We start from the raw sequence: 17,759 nt of genomic DNA, 5'->3' as shown, positions 1-17,759 counted from the left end.
AAGGCTATTGACCACTTACGGTCAATAGCCTTTTTTTATCATCTGTAACCCAAAGGAAAATGGCTGAAACAAATCAAGCACCTTATCTGGTACACTCTTGGCCAGGGTGAGCACCTGGAAAGCGCCGCTGATCCCCTCTGGGGAAATGAGCTGGCGAATAGCCCTGTTCTTCTTCGCCTTAGAATGAAATGGATCAGTCTCTTGATGTTCCTCCAGCCTGTCCAGGATCCCGGCCATCAGCAAAAATTCCACTTGGGGAAATAACCCTACCTGCTTCCAGCCCAGTCGCTGGGCCGTCTGGCTTAAACCCTCAAAGTGCACATGGGCGGTGATGTCCTTTTGGCCTGGATGCTCATAGGGATTATCATCCACTTGATGCCGGTAAAAACAACGCAGTGTCCCCTGCCGGTAGGACGGTGCCTCCCACTGGTCCCTACGCAAGCCATAGTCAAAGGTAAGCCACAGCCCTTCTTGAAACCAGTCAGAAACCTCCTCGACCCATATGAGGGCATCGAGGGGAATTTCCATCCGCCAGCCTTCCGCGAGAGAAAAGCCCTGGTCCTCCAAATAGGCAACAATGAGCTCATTCTCCACCGGGCGGCGGTGCTCCACAAACCGGTCATGCACTTCATCATAACCTACGCAAATCTCCCATAAGGTTCCGTCCTTTTTCTCTACCATATGCACCGGAAAAGCATCGACCAGCTCATTGCTAAATAAAATGCCGGCAAAGGAAGAAAGGGGATTTTCTACTTTGTGTTTACCGCCTGTGTTGTCACCGGCCGCATTCCCGACTGGCTCCTCGGCCCAGATCACTTGAGCTGTGTGCTCCGTTAAGTGCTTAAGTTGTTCCTTCTGGTGATAGGGGCTTTTTTCGATGATGATATAGCGGGCAGATTGGTAGGCTTCCTCATCAATATCCTGCAGGGCATCAAGGAATTGGCCGGCAAATAGGCCGGTACCCGCCCCCATTTCACAAAAGGAAATGCCAGTACCCCATGTTTGGCATATTTTATAGACGAAATGGGCCAGCGTCTCAGCAAACACGGGATGGACAGAGCTGGAGGTATAGTAATCTCCCTGTTTGCCAATTTTGTTCCGTTCCTGCATATAATAACCGTCACGAGGGTGATACAAACACAGATCCATATAATCCCGGAAACTGATCATCTTCTCTGGTTCAGCACTGATCCGGGAAATCAGCTCCTCCTTTAACCCTGACATTATTGGCCTCCGACAAAGGGATTATACCGTTTTTCATCGTCAATGGTTGTATCCGGACCATGCCCCGGATAGACACGTGTGTCTCCTGGCAGTACCAGTAGTTTGTCTTTGATGGCACCTATAAGGGTTTCATAATCTCCGCCGGGCAAGTCTGTCCGTCCAATCGAACCGGCAAACAGGGTATCCCCGGCAATCAAGGTTTGTTCCTCCTCAATGTAAAAAGAGACACTGCCCGGTGAATGGCCGGGAGTATGCAACACTTTAAGCGTGATTCCAGCCAAACTCAGCATTTGCCCGTCTGTTAAACGTTCATCCCGCGGCCGGCAACGAATCGGTTCTGTCACCATGGGCCAGCGGGCTGAGCCGTTTTTGTAGGGATCTGTGAGCCACTCCTCCTCCAAATCATGGATGTACACAGGTGCTCCAGTGGCCTGGCGTACTTCTTCCAACCCGCCAATATGGTCAAAATGAGCGTGGGTCAGCAAAATGGCCACAATGTTCAGCTTGCCAATATAATCGAGCATGGCTTGCGGCTGCATGCCAGGATCAATGACAATCCCTTCTCCTTGGTCATTGGACAGCACATAGCCGTTTGTTTGTAATGGTCCTAATGGCTGCATCCATAATTTCATCTCTATCTCACCTTTTCCAGATTGATCGTTCTCTTTCCCATTTTACCTTTAAAGAATTTGGGCAGCAAGCTGGGCCAGGGGAGAACGCTCACCTTTTTCCAGGCGGATATGGCCGCTTAAAGGCTGGTCTTTAAATTTTTCCACAAGATAAGTTAAACCATTGCTTTCCTCGTCTAAATAAGGGTGATCGATTTGCTCGGGATCCCCCATGAGCACAATTTTGCTTCCTTCCCCCACCCTGGTTACAATCGTTTTCACTTCGTGTTTGGTTAAATTTTGAGCCTCATCGATAATAATAAATTGCTCAGGGATGCTGCGCCCCCTGATATAGGTCAGGGCTTCAACCTCTATGCTGCCCATGCCGGCCAGAATACGGTCCAGATCTCCCGGTTTCTTGGTATGAAACAAATACTCCAGGTTATCATAAATAGGCTGCATCCAGGGCTTCAGTTTTTCTTCTTTTTCGCCGGGCAAATAGCCGATATCCTTGCCCATGGGGACAATGGGGCGGGCCACCAGCAGTTTTTGATACTGCTGCTCATCCTCTGTTTTACACAGACCTGCGGCAATGGTCAACAACGTTTTTCCTGTTCCTGCTTTTCCTGTCAGTGTCACCAAGGGAATATCGTCCCTCATGAGCAGTTCCAGGGCCATGCGCTGCTGTACATTACGGGCTTTCACCCCCCAAATGGGATCATCCTGACATTTGAGCCGTTCAAGCTGACTCACGTCTGCGTTTATTTTACCCACTGCGGAGGCCGGACTGCCCAGTTCATCCTTCAGGATCAAAAATTGATGAGGAAAAAAAGATTTACCTTTTAGCGCTGCAGCCTGCTTTAATTCATCAATAGACAGGCGCCCCGTGGCGTAATATTGATCGATCTTTGTTTTAGCCACTTTTAATTCCAGACAGCCGCTGTAAGATTTGGAGTATTGAACAACACGGTCAGATAAGAAATCCTCAGCCTGCACACCCAAGGCATCTGCTTTCACTCTCATTAAGGCATCTTTGCTGACCAGGATTACGGGCCTCGGGCTGGGTTTGGTATGTTCCTCTTGCTGTAAATTTAGGGCGACCGCCAGGATGCGGTTGTCATTGGTCGCTTCAATAAATATATCCTGTAAACGAACAAACGATTTATGATTGAGTTCCACGCGGAGAACACCTCCGTTCTCCAGAGGCACTCCGTCATGCAATTTCCCTTTGGTGCGAAATTGGTCAATCAGTCTGGATACATACCGGGCATTGCGCCCAATCTCATCCATGTTGCGTTTTTTGCTGTCCAGCTCTTCTAAGGCCACGGCAGGAATCACAATTTCATTGTCTTCGAACATATAAATGGCCCGGGGGTCTTGCAAAAGCACATTGGTATCCAGAACATATACTTTTTTCAACGTTCCGCCTCCTTTGAGCACCTAGGCAGCTTGTCATGGAAAAATATACATTTTCAATCGTGTCGTTATTTTTAAGTGTATGACTCATGGTTTTATCTTAGACGGATAAACTATAGTTAATCCCATGAACAGCAAAGTCCGACAGAAAGGGTGAAACCATATGAGACGATGCTTCCAAGTTTTAACCCTGACCTTGGCCATCACGGTCCTGATCACAGCCTGTACTCCGGCCAATCCGCCCGGTAACCAGGTCACACCAGAATCACCAGATATGCGGTATCAAGAAGCCCAGCGTGACCGTAACCAAGACCGGGCGTTTGAAGGACAAACGGTGCGCCGGGACCGGGTCCCCACCCAAGACCGTAACCGGGTTCTGGAAAACTTCGACTATACAGAAGCCCAAGAAACCGCTGAACGTCTGGCCAAACTGGCCACCCGGGTAGACGAAGTGAGCGATGCCACTGCTGTGGTGGTTGGTCCTTGGGCTGTGGTGGGCATTGATGTGGATGCCCGCCTGGACCGGGCGCGGGTAGGCAGTATCAAATATAGTGTCGCCGAAGCCCTGAAAGAGGATCCCCAAGGGGCTTACGCCGTTGTGACCGCTGATCCTGACACCATGCAGCGTCTGAGGGAAATGAACCGTTCGATCCGCCGTGGTGAACCGGTACAGGGCATCATGGATGAACTGGCTGAAATAGTGGGACGTTTGATGCCGCAAGTGCCCCGCGATATCGAGGGTCCCGAAACCCCCCCTGAGCAAGATGAGGATTTTGAGGATCCAGACCAACATCAAGACATTAACCGCTTAGAAAGTGAAATGAATCGCCAAAGCAGACGTTAAGCTTTGAATATGACTTATTATACGACAAAACACCCCCTGAGGTTATACAGGGGGTGTTTGTCTGTTAAGCTTTCAGAGCCTCTAAAACTTGTTTGTCCAGTTTATCCGCTGCTTCCTTGTCATATGTTTTTTCATATTCAGGATCAACGGAAATACGCGCACCATAAAACATGACGTCGCGCACTTCCTTGACCGACAGCTCTATACGTGCCAGTTTGATGGACACGCCATCCATTCTGTCCACCGCCACCTTCGCTTCACCGGCAATGGAATAGCAGGAACCTGCACCAATCACATTGAGGACGGCCGACGGGTTAGCTTTTATGTTCTCCACGATTCGGGAACGGCTGGCGACAGCAATGCGCACTTCAGATTTGGAAGGGGCATATACCCAGGAAATGGCGCTGACATTAGGAGCCCCTGTTTCATGATCGATGGTGGCCAGCGTGACAAAACGCTCCTGCTGCAACAGAGAAAACAGCTCATCTGTCAAAGTTTGGGACACGTTTTCAGCCATTATGTATTCCTCCTTCATCTGACTAACAGTTCTATGATAAACAGTATATGTTTCCTCTATTCTATCTTCTCATGGTATACTATACAAGACAAGGGGGAAACGCGGATGATTGTCACTTGCGTGTTATGTGATAAGAAAGCAAAACTTGACGCCAATTCCTATCAGGGCAAACGGCTGATCAACCATCCCCTGGCCACTTTTATGTGTGATGAGTGCAAAGTGCGCATTGCCCAAAAAACGGAACAAAGGCGGCGGGAAGGAAAGTTACGGCCGCGTTTATATCATAAAGAAAGCGATGGTTGGTCATAATTAAGGGGCTGTCCCCACAGCAAGCTAGATGTATGCTGGGACAACCCCTTTGTTTGAACACTATTCGTTATACTTGGGCTCCTGCTCGATGTCATACAACAATTGGTGGACAAATTCAACGGGAAATTGTCTGGCGTATTCCTGTCCATTCTGAAAAAATTGAATGACGTACAGGCCATTCTCTTCTGTCACCTTGACCTCTTCCAGGTTAAAATCCTCTTTCAAAATCTGGGTAAAAAACTGATACGTCTCCTGGGCCGCCCGGTCACCGGGCCGGCTCTCAGCCACATACTTAATTTGCAGCCAGTTAAACAGGGCATCATCCAATTTCATCACAGAGCCCCCCGAATCAGTTTACTCGGACCAAGTTTTCCGGTCAGTCATTGTACCGTGTCATTCTGTAGCGGACAATGGCCAAAACGATCACCGTAATGACCAAAATATCAGCAATGGGAATCACATAGCCCATAAAAGCCAGAATGAGACAGCCCAAGGCTAGAATCAGGTAGACGATGGCCTGTTTCAAGACAGGCAGTTTGCGGGCAAATCCCAGCTTATAGGCCATGGCCATCAGGATTACGATCACCGCATACAGCAGAAAAAAGGCCAAAGGCGGATCCGTCAGCTCGTAAATATAATTGGCAATCATGACGATAACTCCCTCACTCAGGCGTTCGATTTTAACTGATGCAAGTATTCAATCTCGTCCCCATACTCTCTCTCATCCTCAACGGGTGTCTCCAAAATCACCGGCAGATGTTCAAATCGTGCTTCCTTCAGAAACAACGCCAGTGCTTCGGAGCCAATCTCCCCTTGACCGATCTTCTCATGGCGGTCTTTGCGGCTGGCGTAAGGGGCTTTGCTGTCATTAAAATGAATGCAGTAGAGATGCTCAAGATAGCCACTCTGCTCCATCTCGTCAACGAGGCCGGTAAAGGTCTCTTGATCCCAGATTCCCGCTGCAAAAGCATGGCAGGTGTCAAAGCAGAAGCCAATTTTCTGCGGATAATCAGTCGCTTCGCGCAATTCCACCAGGGTTTTGATCTCCTGCCCAAGTTCAGATCCCTGCCCGGCGGTGTTTTCCAGCAATAATTTGGTCGGGCCGTCGTATTGTTTCAAGATCAGATTTAAAGTTTCAATCATTCGTTGTTTGCCGTATTCCTCTCCTTCACCCACGTGCTTGCCGCAGTGCACCACTGCCCCCTTAGAACCATAGGCCTCGGCAATGTGCAGGTCCTCCAGTATGGAACGGATGGTCACTTCCTGCAAATCGGCTTTGGGGGTGGACAAGTTGGTGATATATGGCGTGTGACACACCACTTCAATATCATGTTCGGCACAATATTCCCGTCCGCACTGGGCATCCTTTTCGTTGATTTTTTTGGGACGCAGCCCCCTGGGGTTTTTGGTAAACACCTGAAACGAGGCCGCACCCAGTTCAGTCGCTTTTTCCGCTGCTTTGAGCAATCCTTTGCCAATGCTGATATGACAACCAATTTTCATTACTCTCCGCTCCTTTGTTCAGTATCAACTGTGTTTGAAGCGCTTTTCTTTTTCCGCCCTTTCCCGCTCCCATTTCTTTAAGTACTTTTTGCGTAGCCGGATGGAAGCAGGTGTCACTTCACAGTACTCATCTTCATTCAAAAATTGCAGAGCTTCCTCCAAACTGAGCTGCCGGTGGGCCTTCAGCTTGACCGTCTCCTCTTTGGTGGCGGAACGCATGTTGGTCACATGCTTCTCCTTGCAGACATTAACCACCAGATCATTTTCCCGCGAATGTTCGCCGACGATCATGCCTTCATACACCTCAACTCCCGGTGTGATAAACAGCACGCCCCTGTCTTCCACATGCAATAAACCATAGGTTGTGGCTTTGCCTGTCTCATGGGCAATCAGGGCACCAAAGCGGCGTCCGCCCAGCTGGGCTTTAATCAGAGGCTGATATTTCTCAAAAGAATGAGTCATGATACCATAGCCCCGGGTTTGGGTCAGAAATTCGGTCCGGTAGCCGATTAAGCCCCGGGAGGGCACCCGGAACTCAAGACGGACATGTCCGGGACTGGTGTGCGACATGTTCAGCATTTCACCCTTGCGCCGGCCCAAGGCTTCCATGACAGGGCCCATATACTCTTCGGGCAGATCAGCAATGAGACGCTCGAAAGGCTCCATTTCCACCCCATCCACTTCTCTGGTAATCACCTCAGGTTTAGACACCTGAAATTCGTACCCTTCCCGGCGCATATTTTCGATTAAGATGGACAAATGTAATTCTCCACGCCCCGAAACAATAAAGGCTTCGGGATTGTCGGTATCTTCCACCCTTAAACTGACATCAGTCTCCAATTCCCGCATCAGTCTCTCCCTAAGCTTGCTTCCAGTCACATGTTTGCCTTCCCGGCCGGCAAAGGGACTGTTATTGACCAAGAAGGTCATTTTCAAGGTCGGTTCCTCAATATCTAACAGAGGGAGAGGGTCAGGGTGGTCAGGGGCACACACTGTTTCACCTACATTAATGTCTTCCAGCCCGGCAATAGCCACAATGTCTCCGGCCTGGGCCGTTTCTATTTCCACCCGTTTCAGTCCCAAGAAGCCAAACAATTTGGTAATCCGTGCCCGCTGAACTTGTCCGTCCCGTTTGACTACGGCGACTGGTTCATTGACTGACAAAGCGCCCCGGTAAATGCGTCCGATGGCGATCCTGCCCAGATAATCGTTATAATCAAGCATGGTCACCTGGCACTGCAAGGGCTTGTCCAGCTCAACTTGTGGTCCCGGAATATGCTCGATGATGGCTTCAAACAAAGCCTGCATATCTTCACCCTGACTGGCAGGGTCCAAACTGGATGTCCCAGCCAGGGCCGACGTGTACACCACTGGAAAGTCAAGCTGATTCTCGTCAGCGCCTAAATCAATAAACAGGTCCAGTACCTCATCGACCACTTCCAGAGGGCGGGCCTGCTCACGGTCAATTTTGTTGACAACCACAACCGGAGCCAGTTTATTCTCCAGGGCTTTTTTGAGCACAAAACGGGTTTGAGGCATACATCCTTCCACAGCATCGACAACAAGGAGCACCCCATCCACCATTTTCAAAATGCGCTCCACTTCACCGCTGAAATCGGCATGACCGGGGGTATCCAGAATATTGATCACATAATCCCCATATTGGATGGCAGTGTTCTTGGCCAGGATGGTGATCCCTCTTTCCCGCTCCAAATCATTGGAGTCCAAGACGCGCTCTTCTATCTGCTCATGGGCCTTAAAGGCACCTGATTGTTTCAGCAATTGATCAACCAATGTGGTTTTCCCATGGTCGACATGGGCAATGATGGCAATATTCCGCCTGTCTGTTCTGACATTCATCTTGTCTTCCCCTTCTAATCAGCGCAAGATGCTCGCTCTCTTTTCTTAACATCATCATGATCTAAGTTAGTTACAATCATCTATACAATGATATAATAGGGCTGGGTTTTGCACAAGCCTAAGACAGATTGGGAAAGGCGGAAATGATAATGAAAACGAGTCAAATGCTGTTTTTACTTATTGCCTTTACAGCAGTGGCCCTGTTTGTCCTGACCGGCATCTTCCTTGCTGAACGGCAATTAATCTCCGCTTTAATGGCCTTGCTCACTTCCATGGTTGTGATTGGCAGTGGCTTTATCATTAAAAAGCGCTGGACAAACTAAAGCGTCCCGTTACCTGCGGGGAGAAGAAGAGTGTAAGTAAGTGTCGGTGATGACCTGATGCAACCCAGGGCGGGCGACCAACACAGATGATTTTTCAAAGACTTCAACGGGCTGATTATGTACCGTGCTCGTCACCGCCCCCACTTCCTGAGCAATGACCAACCCCGCAGCAAAGTCCCAGGGAGACAAGCGCAAAGAGAGATAGGCATCCAACCGCCCGCAAGCGACATAGGCCATCTCCAAGGCTGCCGCCCCCACCGAACGGGTGCCCCTCACTTCACGGACCAACGCTTGTATAGGTTTAAAGTCGAAATGTTTATTTGGTGTCAGCCACAAACTGTTGATGCCAATCACGGCCTCCTCCACTCTGGTCTCCGTTAACCGAGGCAGTGGCTCTTCATTCATAAAAGCCCCTTGCCCAGCCAGAGCATGAAACAGTTCCCCGGCTATGGGATCATAGATGAATCCCAGCCTTGGTTCTCCTTGTTCATAAAGGGCTACTGATATACAAAAGTTTTGTTTTTGGTGGACGAAATTGGTGGTTCCGTCAATGGGATCAATAATCCACACCCAGCCTTGTTTGGGATCGCTCAGCTTCTGTTTATTGATACCCTCTTCTCCCAGGATGTGATGAGCAGGGTAGGCGCGGCTGATCCTGGAGACAAAAAAAGATTCAATTTCCCGGTCTTTTTCCGTGACCAGATCTGCCACGGATGTTTTATATTCCACAAGGACATCCGTTTTTATACTTTCCCGCAGCTGCCCGCCTGCTTCCAAGACCCACTCCTTGGCTTGTTCATACATGGATTGCAATGATTCCTTTACCAATATCTTACCCTCCACTCTGTTTATATTTAACCTAATAAATTAAGTATACTAAGAATACAACAAAAAAACACCTCGCCACTTTTCCAGCGAGATGCTTTTTAACCCTTATCCCTGTGTACCATGATATCGTCTCCTATTTTTATTTTCTCCATTTTTCTATCTGTTCGTTTTATGAACAGGTGTCTGAAACGCCTCTAACAGCATCATTTCTTTGCGCAGTTCAGACAGCTTTCGTTTACATTCATCCATTCTCTCTAAATCTTCAGCCAGCATGGCTTCATGCAGATTCAACAGCTCATAATCGATTTCCATTCGCAAGACCGGAATTCTTCTCTCTGCATCTGTCCTTTTCAGGGCCTGAATCACTTGTTCCATGCTACGCCTCCCCTTTCAAAAGGTTTTCACCAGTCCCCACTCTCCACGACGTCAATTCTTTCTCACCTTCTTTATACCCCACTTTGCTCATAAACAAACTCTAATTTTTCTGACAATTTAATGGTTTGTTAGTATATAATATTATGCTTTCGCCATTTTGGCAATAACAATTTTTAGTGGTATAGTAAGGATAAAGAAAGGACAAGGAGTGATACGATGGGCTTTTCAGGATTTACCCGTGAAGACTTTGAAACCTTTCATATTGCCGGGCTTGATGAGCGCATGGCAGCCATTCGGGAACGTATTCAACCCAAATTTCAGGAAATCGGTGAAATTTTAACTGCCGACCTGACAGCACTGGTAGGGGATGAAATGTTTTTACATATTGCCAAACATGCCCGCCGCACTAAGAATCCGCCTAATGATACCTGGCTGGCCTTGTGCCATGACAAGCGGGGTTACAAAAAACATCCCCATTTTCAGGTTGGGCTGTTTGATGATCATGTGTTCATCTGGTTAGCTTATATATATGAACTGCCTAACAAAAAAGAGATTGCTCAAACATTTTTGGATAATATGGACAGGATAAAAACAACGGTCCCGGATGATTTTGTCATTTCGCAGGACCATACCAAGAAGGAAGCCCAATCCATGGCTGACATCGATTTGCAACAGGCTCTTGAACGCTTCCGGGATGTAAAAAAAGCTGAGTTTCTCATCGGCCGCCACGTTGATGCCAATGACCCTGTTTTGAAGGATGGGGACAAATTTCTCAACCTGGCCACCGATACGTTTAAAACCCTTATCCCTATTTACAGCTTATCTTTTGCCTCAGATATTTTATGAATCACTAAACACTTTGTTGCAATGGGCCAGATACGTTTTGGCCTCTTCTTCCATGCGCTCAAACAGTTCCTGTACGGTAGGGATGTCATGGATGAGACCGATCACTTGTCCGGCCCAACCGAATCCTTCTTCTGGCTTCCCTTCGTAAATAAGCTTGCGGTTGGCTTCGCCGCTGATCAAAGCTTTCAAATCTTCATATGTGGCCCCCTTTGCTTCAAGCGCCAAAATTTTTTCTGCCAATGGGGTTTTGACCACTCTTCCCGGTGCCCCCAGGCTCCGCTTAATCACTCTCGTATCCACTTCGGTATGCTCGACCACCAGCTGCTTATAAACCTGATGGGCGTGAACACATTCCTGTGTGGCAATAAAGCGTGTTCCCATCTCAATACCGTCCGCTCCCAAAGCGAATGCGGCCAGATACCCTCGTCCATCCCCGATGCCACCACTAGCCACAACTGGAATGGAAACTGATTCCACCACCCGTGGAATGAGCACAAAAGTACCTAGATCTTCCCGTCCGATGTGACCCCCTCCTTCTTGTCCCACAGCCATAACGGCATCGGCACCAAGGCTCTCCGCTTTTTGGGCTTGCCTCACATTGGCCACCAAAACCAGCTTTTTAATCGGCGTCCCTTGCAAACGCTCCAGCAGGGGAGCCGGGTTGCCGCCTGTCATCGTAATCACGGGAACCTCCTCCTCAATGGCCACTTCCAACATATGTTCATAGGGTCGCCCATGCTGGCCGATAGCAAAATTAACCCCAAACGGCTTATCTGTTTGCCGGCGGACTTTATGTATTTCCTCTCTTAAACGCTCCGGACTTGGCAGTGACATGGCCGTAATTTGACCCAAACCACCGGCATTTGACACCGCTGCTGCCAGTTGAGCATAAGCTAAATAAGCCAAGCCCCCCTGAATAATAGGACGTTCAATCCCCAATAAAGATGTTAACCGTGTGTGCATATACCCTGCTCCTTTCTGCAAAGATTCAATCATTTCGTCACTTAATTTATTCTCTATTAGACAGGGAACTCCTTCTATAAGCAGGATAAATCCTCTTGCAATCGGTTCTCTTTTTGATATACTCTATTTGTTTTAAACCAACAGCTAAACAGAAGCGCGCAGCAAACCGAGGTGAACCCAATGACAAAACCACTTGATCATCATAAAACCCCCTTGTTTTCAGGTGTCGTTGAACATGCCCGCGCAAATCCGGTCCAGTTCCATATTCCCGGCCATAAAAAGGGAATGGGCATTGATACAGAATTCCGCCGTTTCATAGGCGATAATGCCCTTTCTATTGACCTGATCAACATTGCCCCGCTGGATGATTTACACCATCCCACAGGTATCATCAAAGAAGCACAAACATTGGCCGCAGATGCCTTTGGTGCAGACAAAACTTTTTTTTCGGTCCAAGGCACGAGCGGGGCGATCATGGCCATGATTATGAGTGTTTGCGGACCGGGGGAGAAGATTATCGTTCCTCGTAACGTGCACAAATCGGTCCTCTCTGCCATTATCTTTGCTGGTGCTATTCCAGTGTTTATCCATCCTGTGATGGATAAACGTCTAGGTATCTCTCACGGGATCACCACCTCCAGCGTCCGCACCTCCCTGGAACAGCACCCTGATGCCAAAGCACTGCTGGTCATCAACCCTACCTACTATGGGGTAGCGGCAAACTTAAGGGAAATCGTCCAAGTGGCTCATGAGTATCATATTCCTGTATTGGTGGATGAAGCCCATGGCGTGCACATCCATTTCCACGACGCCCTTCCCCTCTCAGCCATGCAAGCCGGTGCTGATATGGCTGCTACCAGTGTGCATAAATTGGGAGGGTCCATGACCCAAAGCTCTGTCCTCAACGTGAAGGAAGGGCTGGTTTCAGCCAAACGTGTGCAGGCGGTGTTAAGCATGCTGACCACCACTTCAACTTCTTATCTTTTGCTTTCGTCTCTGGATGTGGCCCGCAAGCAGTTGGTCTTACATGGCAAAACGATGTTGGATAAGGCGATTGCCTTGGCCAATCAGGCCCGTGAAGCTATTAATGCCATCCCCTTTCTGTATTGCCTGGGCGAAGAGATGATCGGTCAAGATGAATCCATTTATGATCTTGACCCCACCAAATTGCTCATCCATGTCCGCGAGCTGGGCTTAACAGGACATGAAGTGGAAACATGGCTGCGTAAAGAGAAAAACATTGAAGTGGAGTTAAGTGATTTGTACAACATTTTATGTTTAATCACGCCGGGTGATACGGAATACACTGTTCAGACTTTGGTAGATGCTTTGCGTGAACTGGCTTCTATGGCCAGTCATAAAAAAGACCTGCTGACACCGCTCCCAGTGGAATTGCCCAATATTCCCCGCCTGGCCATGTCACCAAGGGACGCCTTCTATGCCGATACAGAGCTGGTGCCTTTTGATCAATCTGCTGGGCGTATCATTGCCGAATTTATCATGATTTACCCCCCAGGTATTCCTATTTTACTTCCAGGGGAGATCATTACTGAAGACAATTTAGCCTACATTTTACAAAATAAAGAAAAAGGACTTCCTGTTCAGGGACCGGAGGACTTTGACTTTCGTTATCTGCGGGTCATCAAGGAATACCAAGCCATCCGCTAACCAGTGAAACAAAAAGGGCTGAACCCGCAATCCGGGGGACAGCCCTTCTCTTCTATCTATGTTCAAACCTTTTTTCATCCACTTTAGCTTTCTTCTTTGTTCAGTTCATCACACTCATGACAGTGAGGACAGACACCATACAAGACAGATACTTTTTCGTCTTCAAAATGTGCAATGGTTTTATCACAGGTTTGGCACACTATTTCACCCATTTGGCATCCTCCTATTTTCGGGTTGAAACCGCTTCAAATATGTTACACTATTATAGTATTATGATATATTATTTTTGTCAATAGGCATTTTGTATAGCATTAATACCTATGAAAACACAAAAAGGCAGCCTAATTACGGCTGTCTTAAACTGATATATATGGACTCTTATGAATCACAGCCAGCTACTCATGTTCAGGTTCAACGGTCATACGCGGAATGGCGTGTTGAAAAAAGACAGATAGTTGTTCGGCTTCTTCACAGGAGGAGATATTAAATGTGCGTTGAAGGTATTCAACATTTTCCGCCTCATCAGCAGACAACAATGTGGAACGACCGGTTTGCATACAGATGACCAGCGGCTTGCCAAAAAATTGGTTGGTAAAGACGAGACCAAAATCATAGCGTGCCCGGTCTGAAGCAAACCCTACAAAGCGAACGTTTGCATTTTCAGAAACGTCGTACAAACGCTCATGTCTCATTGGCTACCCCTCCTTGCTTTAATAGATGCACGTAGAGTATTCCAATTATAGCAGACTCACTTCAAATAGTCAAATTATTTTGTCTATTTAAGAAGGGTCTCATGCTGATCCTCCGCTCCGAGAGACATTTTTGTTGTGTAAACAAGCCTTGAATGCTAAGATGTTAGCAGAGCTGGATTCTGTGGTAGCGTAAGGAGTGAGTTCGAGTGAGTCAAAGTGCTTATATTCGTCTGGTCAAGGAATCCACCGTGACCTCAGCCGATTTAGACGATGTGAAACAAAAATTGGACCATTACATAAGCATGACGTCAAAAACCGGCCAACAACTTGGTTGGAATTATGCGGAAGCCGCTTTTCCTTATACCATTGTGGAAAAGCCGGAGGGAAAAGGCAAATGGTTTTACCTGAAAGGCAACAATCCTGAGCTGTATAAATATATGATCGTCGGCGTTGGCTCAGAAACCGTCACAGTTGAAGAGAGCGGCCAGGAAAGAGAGGAACACTACATCCAAGTTGTGTTGCCGGACGGGGCCACCCACGGCGATAAATCAAAAGCCAATGAGTTTTGCAAATATCTGGCTAAAGCCTATCAAGCCAAGTTGCAGCTATTTAACGGACGCACCATGTATTATTATCCCCGTAAACCCTAACCTGTCCCACTGATCCTCATTGGTTTAAGCCCCGGATCCTTACTATCATTTTTCGGGGCTTCGTGCTTCCTTTTTCCCAATCTGATGTGTTGCTCTCCCTCCTTTTCCCACTTCTATTTTTTCTTTTTTTGCTATATAATAGAACATATGTTCTAGTTATGCATCCTATTCTTTGCGCTGCTGAACGGAGGATAGCCAGCATGAACAAAGCAAGTAGCAAGATGTCCCGGGAGCAGGTCATTTTTCTGGTCGATGTGCAATCTTTCTTTGCCAGCATTGAAAAAACAGCGGATCCCTCGCTGCAGCATAAACCGATTGTGGTGGCCGGAGATCCAGAGCGGCGCAGCGGGGTGATCCTGGCCGCCTGCCCCCTGGCCAAACAGTGGGGGATTGAAACAGCAGAAGCATTGTGGGAAGCCCAGCAAAAATGTCCCTCTGTCACTGTGGTCAAACCTCATATGCAAAAGTACATTGATATCTCAGTGCAGATCACCACCATCTTGCAAAGTTTCACTGACCTGGTTGAACCGTACAGCATCGACGAACAGTTTATGGATGTGACACCCACCTTACATTTATTTGGTGGTGAACCCTGGGATGTAGCCAGCCTTTTGCAACACAAGATCCAGCAGGAAGTAGGCGTCTATGTCCGCATCGGCATTGGCCCCAATAAAGTGCTAGCCAAAATGGCCTGCGATAATTTTGCCAAGAAAAACAAAGCAGGTATCGCCCAGATCAGCCATGACACACTGCCAACCACGTTGTGGCCTCTTCCGGTCCGCGCCCTGTTTGGCGTGGGCAGCCGCATAAGCCGCCACTTGGAACGCATGGGTATCCGCACCATCGGCCAATTGGCTCAAACCCCCGTGGAGCGTCTCTCCCAAAAATGGGGCATTAATGGAGAACGGCTGTGGTTAACGGCCAACGGCATTGATCACTCCCCTGTGTCTCCCCGCTCCCATGACGAACAAAAGGCCATCGGTCATCATATGACCCTGCCCCGGGATTATGAAACCATAGAACAGATCAAAGTGATTTTATTGGAATTAAGTGAAGAGGTAGGCCGCCGGGCCCGCCTAAAAGGATATGTGGGTGATACCGTTTCCGTGGGTGTGCGCGGGGCCCGCTTTGATTTTCCCACCGGCTTTCACCGCCAGATTAAATTGCCCCAAAAAACCAACTATGGACTGGATGTGTTTAAAGCCGCTTTTAATCTGTTTCGCACCCATTGGGACGGGGAACCGATTCGCAGTGCCGGCGTGACGCTGTCCGGATTGGAATCTGATCACTGCCGGCAGCTCAGTTTGTTTGACACCACACTGAAAAAAGAACGTTTAAGCCAAGCCATGGATCATATTAAACATAAATACGGGGCCGCCGCCATTTTGCGTGCCGCCTCCCTTACTGCAGCAGGCCAGGCCCGGGACCGGGCCAAAAAAATAGGAGGGCATTACAAATAACCTTAAAAAATGACATTTGTTTTACACTTTGGTGACGTTTCGTTTACAAATGGCACGCTGTCACACAATTGTGACACAATCACACGTTGCCTCCCCCTCTTTCCGTTAAAATGAAACTAGGAATGAAAACAGGGAGGCCGTGATGATGCGAGGACAACCCTTTTTGACCCAAGAACGTAGGACGTGGCAAAACACATCCATTCTTTCCGAACAGAACTTTCTAAAACTGAAGGAGATCATGTATGACCATACGTTTGAAGCTGGCTCTTATCTTTTCTGGGAAGGGGATCCAGCCGACAAACTTTTTTATATCAAACAGGGGCAAGTCAAGCTGACCAAAACAAACGCTGAAGGAAAAGAGTTTACTTTGCACATGTTTCAAGAGGGTGATCTGGTCGGGGAATTAGCGGGATTTACCACATTAAAGCACAGTTACAATGCCTTGGTGACCAAAGACAGTATCATCGGTGTCATCCAAACTCGTGATTTGGAAGTGTTGCTCTGGCAGCACGGGGATCTGGCGGTTGAATTTATCAAGTGGATGGGCCTGATGAATCGTATCACAGAAACTAAAGTGAGAGATTTGATGTTTTATGGCAAGCCAGGCGCTTTGTGTTCAACTTTAATCCGCCTGGCCAATACGTACGGCAAACAGACTGAACAGGGGTGGCATATCTCTCACAAAGTAACCCATGCGGAATTGGGTGAATTTATTGGAGCGACAAGGGAAAGTGTCAACCGCATGCTGCGAGATTTGACCCAAAAAGGGGTGATTGCTCAGGAACAAGGCTATATTATCATTAAAGATATGGATTATTTAAGAGATATTTGCCACTGTGAGCAATGTCCCATTACCGTATGCCGTATCTAACCAACTTTACTCAGCCATTGCAAAGACTGCACAACCATTGAAGGACTGTACAATAGAAACAAATTTTTTTGGCGACCTGTTGAGGTCGCCATATTTTTTCTCAGTAACCTTTTATTGTGATTTGTGAACTTGTATCCCTTCCAGTTGCAGCAGATGATGATATTCATCAAAAGTGTTGAAATCAGTGACAAAGGACAAATTCAAACCATGGTCATGAAAAAAAGATTCGGTGACCGCTGCCCAATTCAAATAGTGGAGCAGATCCTCAAGCTGATCAATTTGCTTTTGGAGCATCATCGTCATAACAGGTAAACAGGACTTATGATAAACGGCATGAAAAGGGTGTAATCTATTGTTTAACACAGGAATGACGGCATCACACCCTTTTTCCTGCCGGTGTTGTTGCATAAGGCGGGCTGCTTCAGGTGAGATAAACGGCATGTCACAAGCCACCACCCAAAGTTCATGGTATTTGGCTAAAGAGAAGGCGGCATGCATGCCACTCAAGGCCCCCCCATGTTTGAAAAAGTCGGTAATGATCCGAATCGCACCGCCAAACACAGGGAGATAATGGCGTGGGTGATTGGTTACCAAAATGACCTCATGACACAGGGTCTTCATTTTACGCACCTGTCTCTCGACCACTTTTTCCCCACCGAATGATAACAACCCCTTCATTTCCCCATTCATTCTCCGGTTTTGCCCACCGGCCAGAATGACACCTGTCATCTTCTTTGTCACCCCCCTTGTTTTCAATTCCTACTATACCGGGTTGGTGACGGATTAGCAGTTAAATTGATCA

General features: G+C 47.9%; 22 protein-coding genes. 8 read left to right on the top strand and 14 right to left on the bottom strand.

The window, feature by feature from the left end; translation table 11 throughout:
• Window positions 1–21: 21 nt before the first annotated feature.
• The 3 genes from J2S00_RS09465 to J2S00_RS09455 are packed head-to-tail and all read right to left on the bottom strand — an operon-like array spanning window position 22 to window position 3,251.
• Window positions 22–1,224 (bottom strand): class I SAM-dependent methyltransferase, encoded by a 1,203-nt coding sequence (locus J2S00_RS09465; RefSeq protein WP_307338678.1) that lies wholly within the window; start codon window positions 1,222–1,224, stop codon window positions 22–24.
• Complete coding sequence (locus J2S00_RS09460) at window positions 1,224–1,856, bottom strand: MBL fold metallo-hydrolase (RefSeq protein WP_307338675.1); 633 nt, start codon at window positions 1,854–1,856, stop codon at window positions 1,224–1,226. The genes J2S00_RS09465 and J2S00_RS09460 overlap by 1 nt, the downstream gene beginning before the upstream one ends.
• A gap of 48 nt (window positions 1,857–1,904) precedes the next feature.
• Window positions 1,905–3,251 (bottom strand): PhoH family protein, encoded by a 1,347-nt coding sequence (locus tag J2S00_RS09455; RefSeq protein WP_307338672.1) that lies wholly within the window; start codon window positions 3,249–3,251, stop codon window positions 1,905–1,907.
• Window positions 3,252–3,411: 160 nt separating this feature from the next.
• On the opposite strand from J2S00_RS09455, the gene J2S00_RS09450 reads away from it, so the two are divergent.
• Window positions 3,412–4,092 carry a YhcN/YlaJ family sporulation lipoprotein gene (locus tag J2S00_RS09450; protein ID WP_307338668.1) on the top strand — a complete coding sequence of 227 codons (681 nt, stop codon included), beginning with the start codon at window positions 3,412–3,414 and terminating at the stop codon, window positions 4,090–4,092.
• A 64-nt stretch (window positions 4,093–4,156) separates the two neighbouring features.
• Here the strand turns inward: J2S00_RS09450 and J2S00_RS09445 are convergent, their stop codons facing one another.
• Window positions 4,157–4,609 (bottom strand): pyridoxamine 5'-phosphate oxidase family protein, encoded by a 453-nt coding sequence (locus J2S00_RS09445; RefSeq protein WP_307338665.1) that lies wholly within the window; start codon window positions 4,607–4,609, stop codon window positions 4,157–4,159.
• Window positions 4,610–4,714: 105 nt separating this feature from the next.
• Here J2S00_RS09445 and J2S00_RS09440 point away from each other — a divergent pair, with 105 nt between their 5' ends.
• Window positions 4,715–4,918: a YlaI family protein gene (locus tag J2S00_RS09440; RefSeq protein WP_307338663.1), complete on the top strand. Its 204-nt coding sequence runs from the start codon at window positions 4,715–4,717 to the stop codon at window positions 4,916–4,918.
• Between the two features lie 60 nt (window positions 4,919–4,978).
• On the opposite strand, the gene J2S00_RS09435 is transcribed toward J2S00_RS09440, so the two are convergent.
• Genes J2S00_RS09435 through typA form a run of 4 tightly spaced genes read right to left on the bottom strand, consistent with a single transcriptional unit; the run spans window position 4,979 to window position 8,281 of the window.
• Window positions 4,979–5,251 (bottom strand): hypothetical protein, encoded by a 273-nt coding sequence (locus J2S00_RS09435; RefSeq protein ID WP_307338660.1) that lies wholly within the window; start codon window positions 5,249–5,251, stop codon window positions 4,979–4,981.
• Between the two features lie 43 nt (window positions 5,252–5,294).
• The gene (locus J2S00_RS09430; RefSeq protein WP_307338657.1) at window positions 5,295–5,567 is read right to left on the bottom strand and encodes a YlaH-like family protein; all 273 of its coding nucleotides are present in this window, start codon (window positions 5,565–5,567) and stop codon (window positions 5,295–5,297) included.
• 17 nt (window positions 5,568–5,584) lie between these two features.
• Window positions 5,585–6,421 (bottom strand): deoxyribonuclease IV, encoded by an 837-nt coding sequence (locus J2S00_RS09425; protein ID WP_307338654.1) that lies wholly within the window; start codon window positions 6,419–6,421, stop codon window positions 5,585–5,587.
• A gap of 24 nt (window positions 6,422–6,445) precedes the next feature.
• A complete protein-coding gene (typA, locus tag J2S00_RS09420; protein WP_307338652.1) occupies window positions 6,446–8,281 on the bottom strand; it encodes a translational GTPase TypA in 1,836 nt (611 codons plus the stop codon).
• Window positions 8,282–8,430: 149 nt separating this feature from the next.
• On the opposite strand from typA, the gene J2S00_RS09415 reads away from it, so the two are divergent.
• Entirely contained in the window at window positions 8,431–8,604 is a 174-nt protein-coding gene (locus J2S00_RS09415) for a DUF5325 family protein (RefSeq protein WP_307338649.1), read from the top strand.
• Between the two features lie 9 nt (window positions 8,605–8,613).
• On the opposite strand, the gene J2S00_RS09410 is transcribed toward J2S00_RS09415, so the two are convergent.
• Both J2S00_RS09410 and J2S00_RS09405 read right to left on the bottom strand, forming a co-directional pair.
• Window positions 8,614–9,432, bottom strand: a complete 819-nt coding sequence (locus tag J2S00_RS09410; RefSeq protein ID WP_370875856.1) for an inositol monophosphatase family protein — start codon at window positions 9,430–9,432, stop codon at window positions 8,614–8,616.
• A 156-nt stretch (window positions 9,433–9,588) separates the two neighbouring features.
• Entirely contained in the window at window positions 9,589–9,807 is a 219-nt protein-coding gene (locus J2S00_RS09405) for a YkzI domain-containing protein (protein WP_307338646.1), read from the bottom strand.
• Window positions 9,808–10,023: 216 nt separating this feature from the next.
• On the opposite strand from J2S00_RS09405, the gene J2S00_RS09400 reads away from it, so the two are divergent.
• Window positions 10,024–10,653 (top strand): YktB family protein, encoded by a 630-nt coding sequence (locus J2S00_RS09400; protein ID WP_307338643.1) that lies wholly within the window; start codon window positions 10,024–10,026, stop codon window positions 10,651–10,653.
• Here the strand turns inward: J2S00_RS09400 and J2S00_RS09395 are convergent.
• Window positions 10,648–11,616, bottom strand: a complete 969-nt coding sequence (locus J2S00_RS09395) for an NAD(P)H-dependent flavin oxidoreductase (RefSeq protein ID WP_307338640.1) — start codon at window positions 11,614–11,616, stop codon at window positions 10,648–10,650. The genes J2S00_RS09400 and J2S00_RS09395 overlap by 6 nt on opposite strands.
• 180 nt (window positions 11,617–11,796) lie before the next feature.
• Here J2S00_RS09395 and J2S00_RS09390 point away from each other — a divergent pair, with 180 nt between their 5' ends.
• Complete coding sequence (locus J2S00_RS09390) at window positions 11,797–13,284, top strand: aminotransferase class I/II-fold pyridoxal phosphate-dependent enzyme (RefSeq protein WP_307338638.1); 1,488 nt, start codon at window positions 11,797–11,799, stop codon at window positions 13,282–13,284.
• An 83-nt stretch (window positions 13,285–13,367) separates the two neighbouring features.
• Here the strand turns inward: J2S00_RS09390 and J2S00_RS09385 are convergent, their stop codons facing one another.
• Together J2S00_RS09385 and J2S00_RS09380 are read right to left on the bottom strand one after the other, a co-directional pair.
• Window positions 13,368–13,496 carry a GapA-binding peptide SR1P gene (locus tag J2S00_RS09385; RefSeq protein WP_307338635.1) on the bottom strand — a complete coding sequence of 43 codons (129 nt, stop codon included), beginning with the start codon at window positions 13,494–13,496 and terminating at the stop codon, window positions 13,368–13,370.
• Between the two features lie 183 nt (window positions 13,497–13,679).
• Window positions 13,680–13,976 carry a DUF3055 domain-containing protein gene (locus tag J2S00_RS09380; protein WP_307338632.1) on the bottom strand — a complete coding sequence of 99 codons (297 nt, stop codon included), beginning with the start codon at window positions 13,974–13,976 and terminating at the stop codon, window positions 13,680–13,682.
• A gap of 206 nt (window positions 13,977–14,182) precedes the next feature.
• Between J2S00_RS09380 and J2S00_RS09375 the strand changes: the two genes are divergently transcribed.
• The 3 genes from J2S00_RS09375 to J2S00_RS09365 all read left to right on the top strand — a co-directional run bounded on the left by J2S00_RS09375 (window position 14,183) and on the right by J2S00_RS09365 (window position 16,957).
• Window positions 14,183–14,626: a DUF1885 family protein gene (locus tag J2S00_RS09375; protein WP_307338629.1), complete on the top strand. Its 444-nt coding sequence runs from the start codon at window positions 14,183–14,185 to the stop codon at window positions 14,624–14,626.
• Between the two features lie 200 nt (window positions 14,627–14,826).
• Window positions 14,827–16,086: a DNA polymerase IV gene (locus tag J2S00_RS09370; protein WP_307338627.1), complete on the top strand. Its 1,260-nt coding sequence runs from the start codon at window positions 14,827–14,829 to the stop codon at window positions 16,084–16,086.
• Window positions 16,087–16,228: 142 nt separating this feature from the next.
• A complete protein-coding gene (locus J2S00_RS09365) occupies window positions 16,229–16,957 on the top strand; it encodes a Crp/Fnr family transcriptional regulator (protein ID WP_307338624.1) in 729 nt (242 codons plus the stop codon).
• A 111-nt stretch (window positions 16,958–17,068) separates the two neighbouring features.
• On the opposite strand, the gene mobA is transcribed toward J2S00_RS09365, so the two are convergent.
• The gene (gene mobA / locus J2S00_RS09360) at window positions 17,069–17,686 is read right to left on the bottom strand and encodes a molybdenum cofactor guanylyltransferase (protein ID WP_307338621.1); all 618 of its coding nucleotides are present in this window, start codon (window positions 17,684–17,686) and stop codon (window positions 17,069–17,071) included.
• Between the last annotated feature and the right edge of the window lie 73 nt (window positions 17,687–17,759).

Source organism: Caldalkalibacillus uzonensis (genome assembly GCF_030814135.1).
GTDB classification, from domain to species: Bacteria; Bacillota; Bacilli; order Caldalkalibacillales; family Caldalkalibacillaceae; genus Caldalkalibacillus; species Caldalkalibacillus uzonensis.
Note: the sequence above shows the minus strand (reverse complement) of the source record. Positions and strands in the feature narration are given on the sequence as shown.

What these genes read in the sequence shown, in the direction of transcription:
- typA (WP_307338652.1), bottom strand. Translation starts at nt 8,281, where the DNA reads ATGAATGTCAGAACAGACAGGCGGAATATTGCCATCATTGCCCATGTC.
- J2S00_RS09435 (WP_307338660.1), bottom strand. Translation starts at nt 5,251, where the DNA reads ATGAAATTGGATGATGCCCTGTTTAACTGGCTGCAAATTAAGTATGTG.
- J2S00_RS09430 (WP_307338657.1), bottom strand. Translation starts at nt 5,567, where the DNA reads ATGATTGCCAATTATATTTACGAGCTGACGGATCCGCCTTTGGCCTTT.
- mobA (WP_307338621.1), bottom strand. Translation starts at nt 17,686, where the DNA reads ATGACAGGTGTCATTCTGGCCGGTGGGCAAAACCGGAGAATGAATGGG.
- J2S00_RS09465 (WP_307338678.1), bottom strand. Translation starts at nt 1,224, where the DNA reads ATGTCAGGGTTAAAGGAGGAGCTGATTTCCCGGATCAGTGCTGAACCA.
- J2S00_RS09460 (WP_307338675.1), bottom strand. Translation starts at nt 1,856, where the DNA reads ATGAAATTATGGATGCAGCCATTAGGACCATTACAAACAAACGGCTAT.
- J2S00_RS09390 (WP_307338638.1), top strand. Translation starts at nt 11,797, where the DNA reads ATGACAAAACCACTTGATCATCATAAAACCCCCTTGTTTTCAGGTGTC.
- J2S00_RS09440 (WP_307338663.1), top strand. Translation starts at nt 4,715, where the DNA reads ATGATTGTCACTTGCGTGTTATGTGATAAGAAAGCAAAACTTGACGCC.
- J2S00_RS09370 (WP_307338627.1), top strand. Translation starts at nt 14,827, where the DNA reads ATGAACAAAGCAAGTAGCAAGATGTCCCGGGAGCAGGTCATTTTTCTG.
- J2S00_RS09425 (WP_307338654.1), bottom strand. Translation starts at nt 6,421, where the DNA reads ATGAAAATTGGTTGTCATATCAGCATTGGCAAAGGATTGCTCAAAGCA.
- J2S00_RS09385 (WP_307338635.1), bottom strand. Translation starts at nt 13,496, where the DNA reads ATGGGTGAAATAGTGTGCCAAACCTGTGATAAAACCATTGCACATTTT.
- J2S00_RS09405 (WP_307338646.1), bottom strand. Translation starts at nt 9,807, where the DNA reads ATGGAACAAGTGATTCAGGCCCTGAAAAGGACAGATGCAGAGAGAAGA.
- J2S00_RS09395 (WP_307338640.1), bottom strand. Translation starts at nt 11,616, where the DNA reads ATGCACACACGGTTAACATCTTTATTGGGGATTGAACGTCCTATTATT.
- J2S00_RS09380 (WP_307338632.1), bottom strand. Translation starts at nt 13,976, where the DNA reads ATGAGACATGAGCGTTTGTACGACGTTTCTGAAAATGCAAACGTTCGC.
- J2S00_RS09450 (WP_307338668.1), top strand. Translation starts at nt 3,412, where the DNA reads ATGAGACGATGCTTCCAAGTTTTAACCCTGACCTTGGCCATCACGGTC.
- J2S00_RS09415 (WP_307338649.1), top strand. Translation starts at nt 8,431, where the DNA reads ATGAAAACGAGTCAAATGCTGTTTTTACTTATTGCCTTTACAGCAGTG.
- J2S00_RS09400 (WP_307338643.1), top strand. Translation starts at nt 10,024, where the DNA reads ATGGGCTTTTCAGGATTTACCCGTGAAGACTTTGAAACCTTTCATATT.
- J2S00_RS09445 (WP_307338665.1), bottom strand. Translation starts at nt 4,609, where the DNA reads ATGGCTGAAAACGTGTCCCAAACTTTGACAGATGAGCTGTTTTCTCTG.
- J2S00_RS09365 (WP_307338624.1), top strand. Translation starts at nt 16,229, where the DNA reads ATGATGCGAGGACAACCCTTTTTGACCCAAGAACGTAGGACGTGGCAA.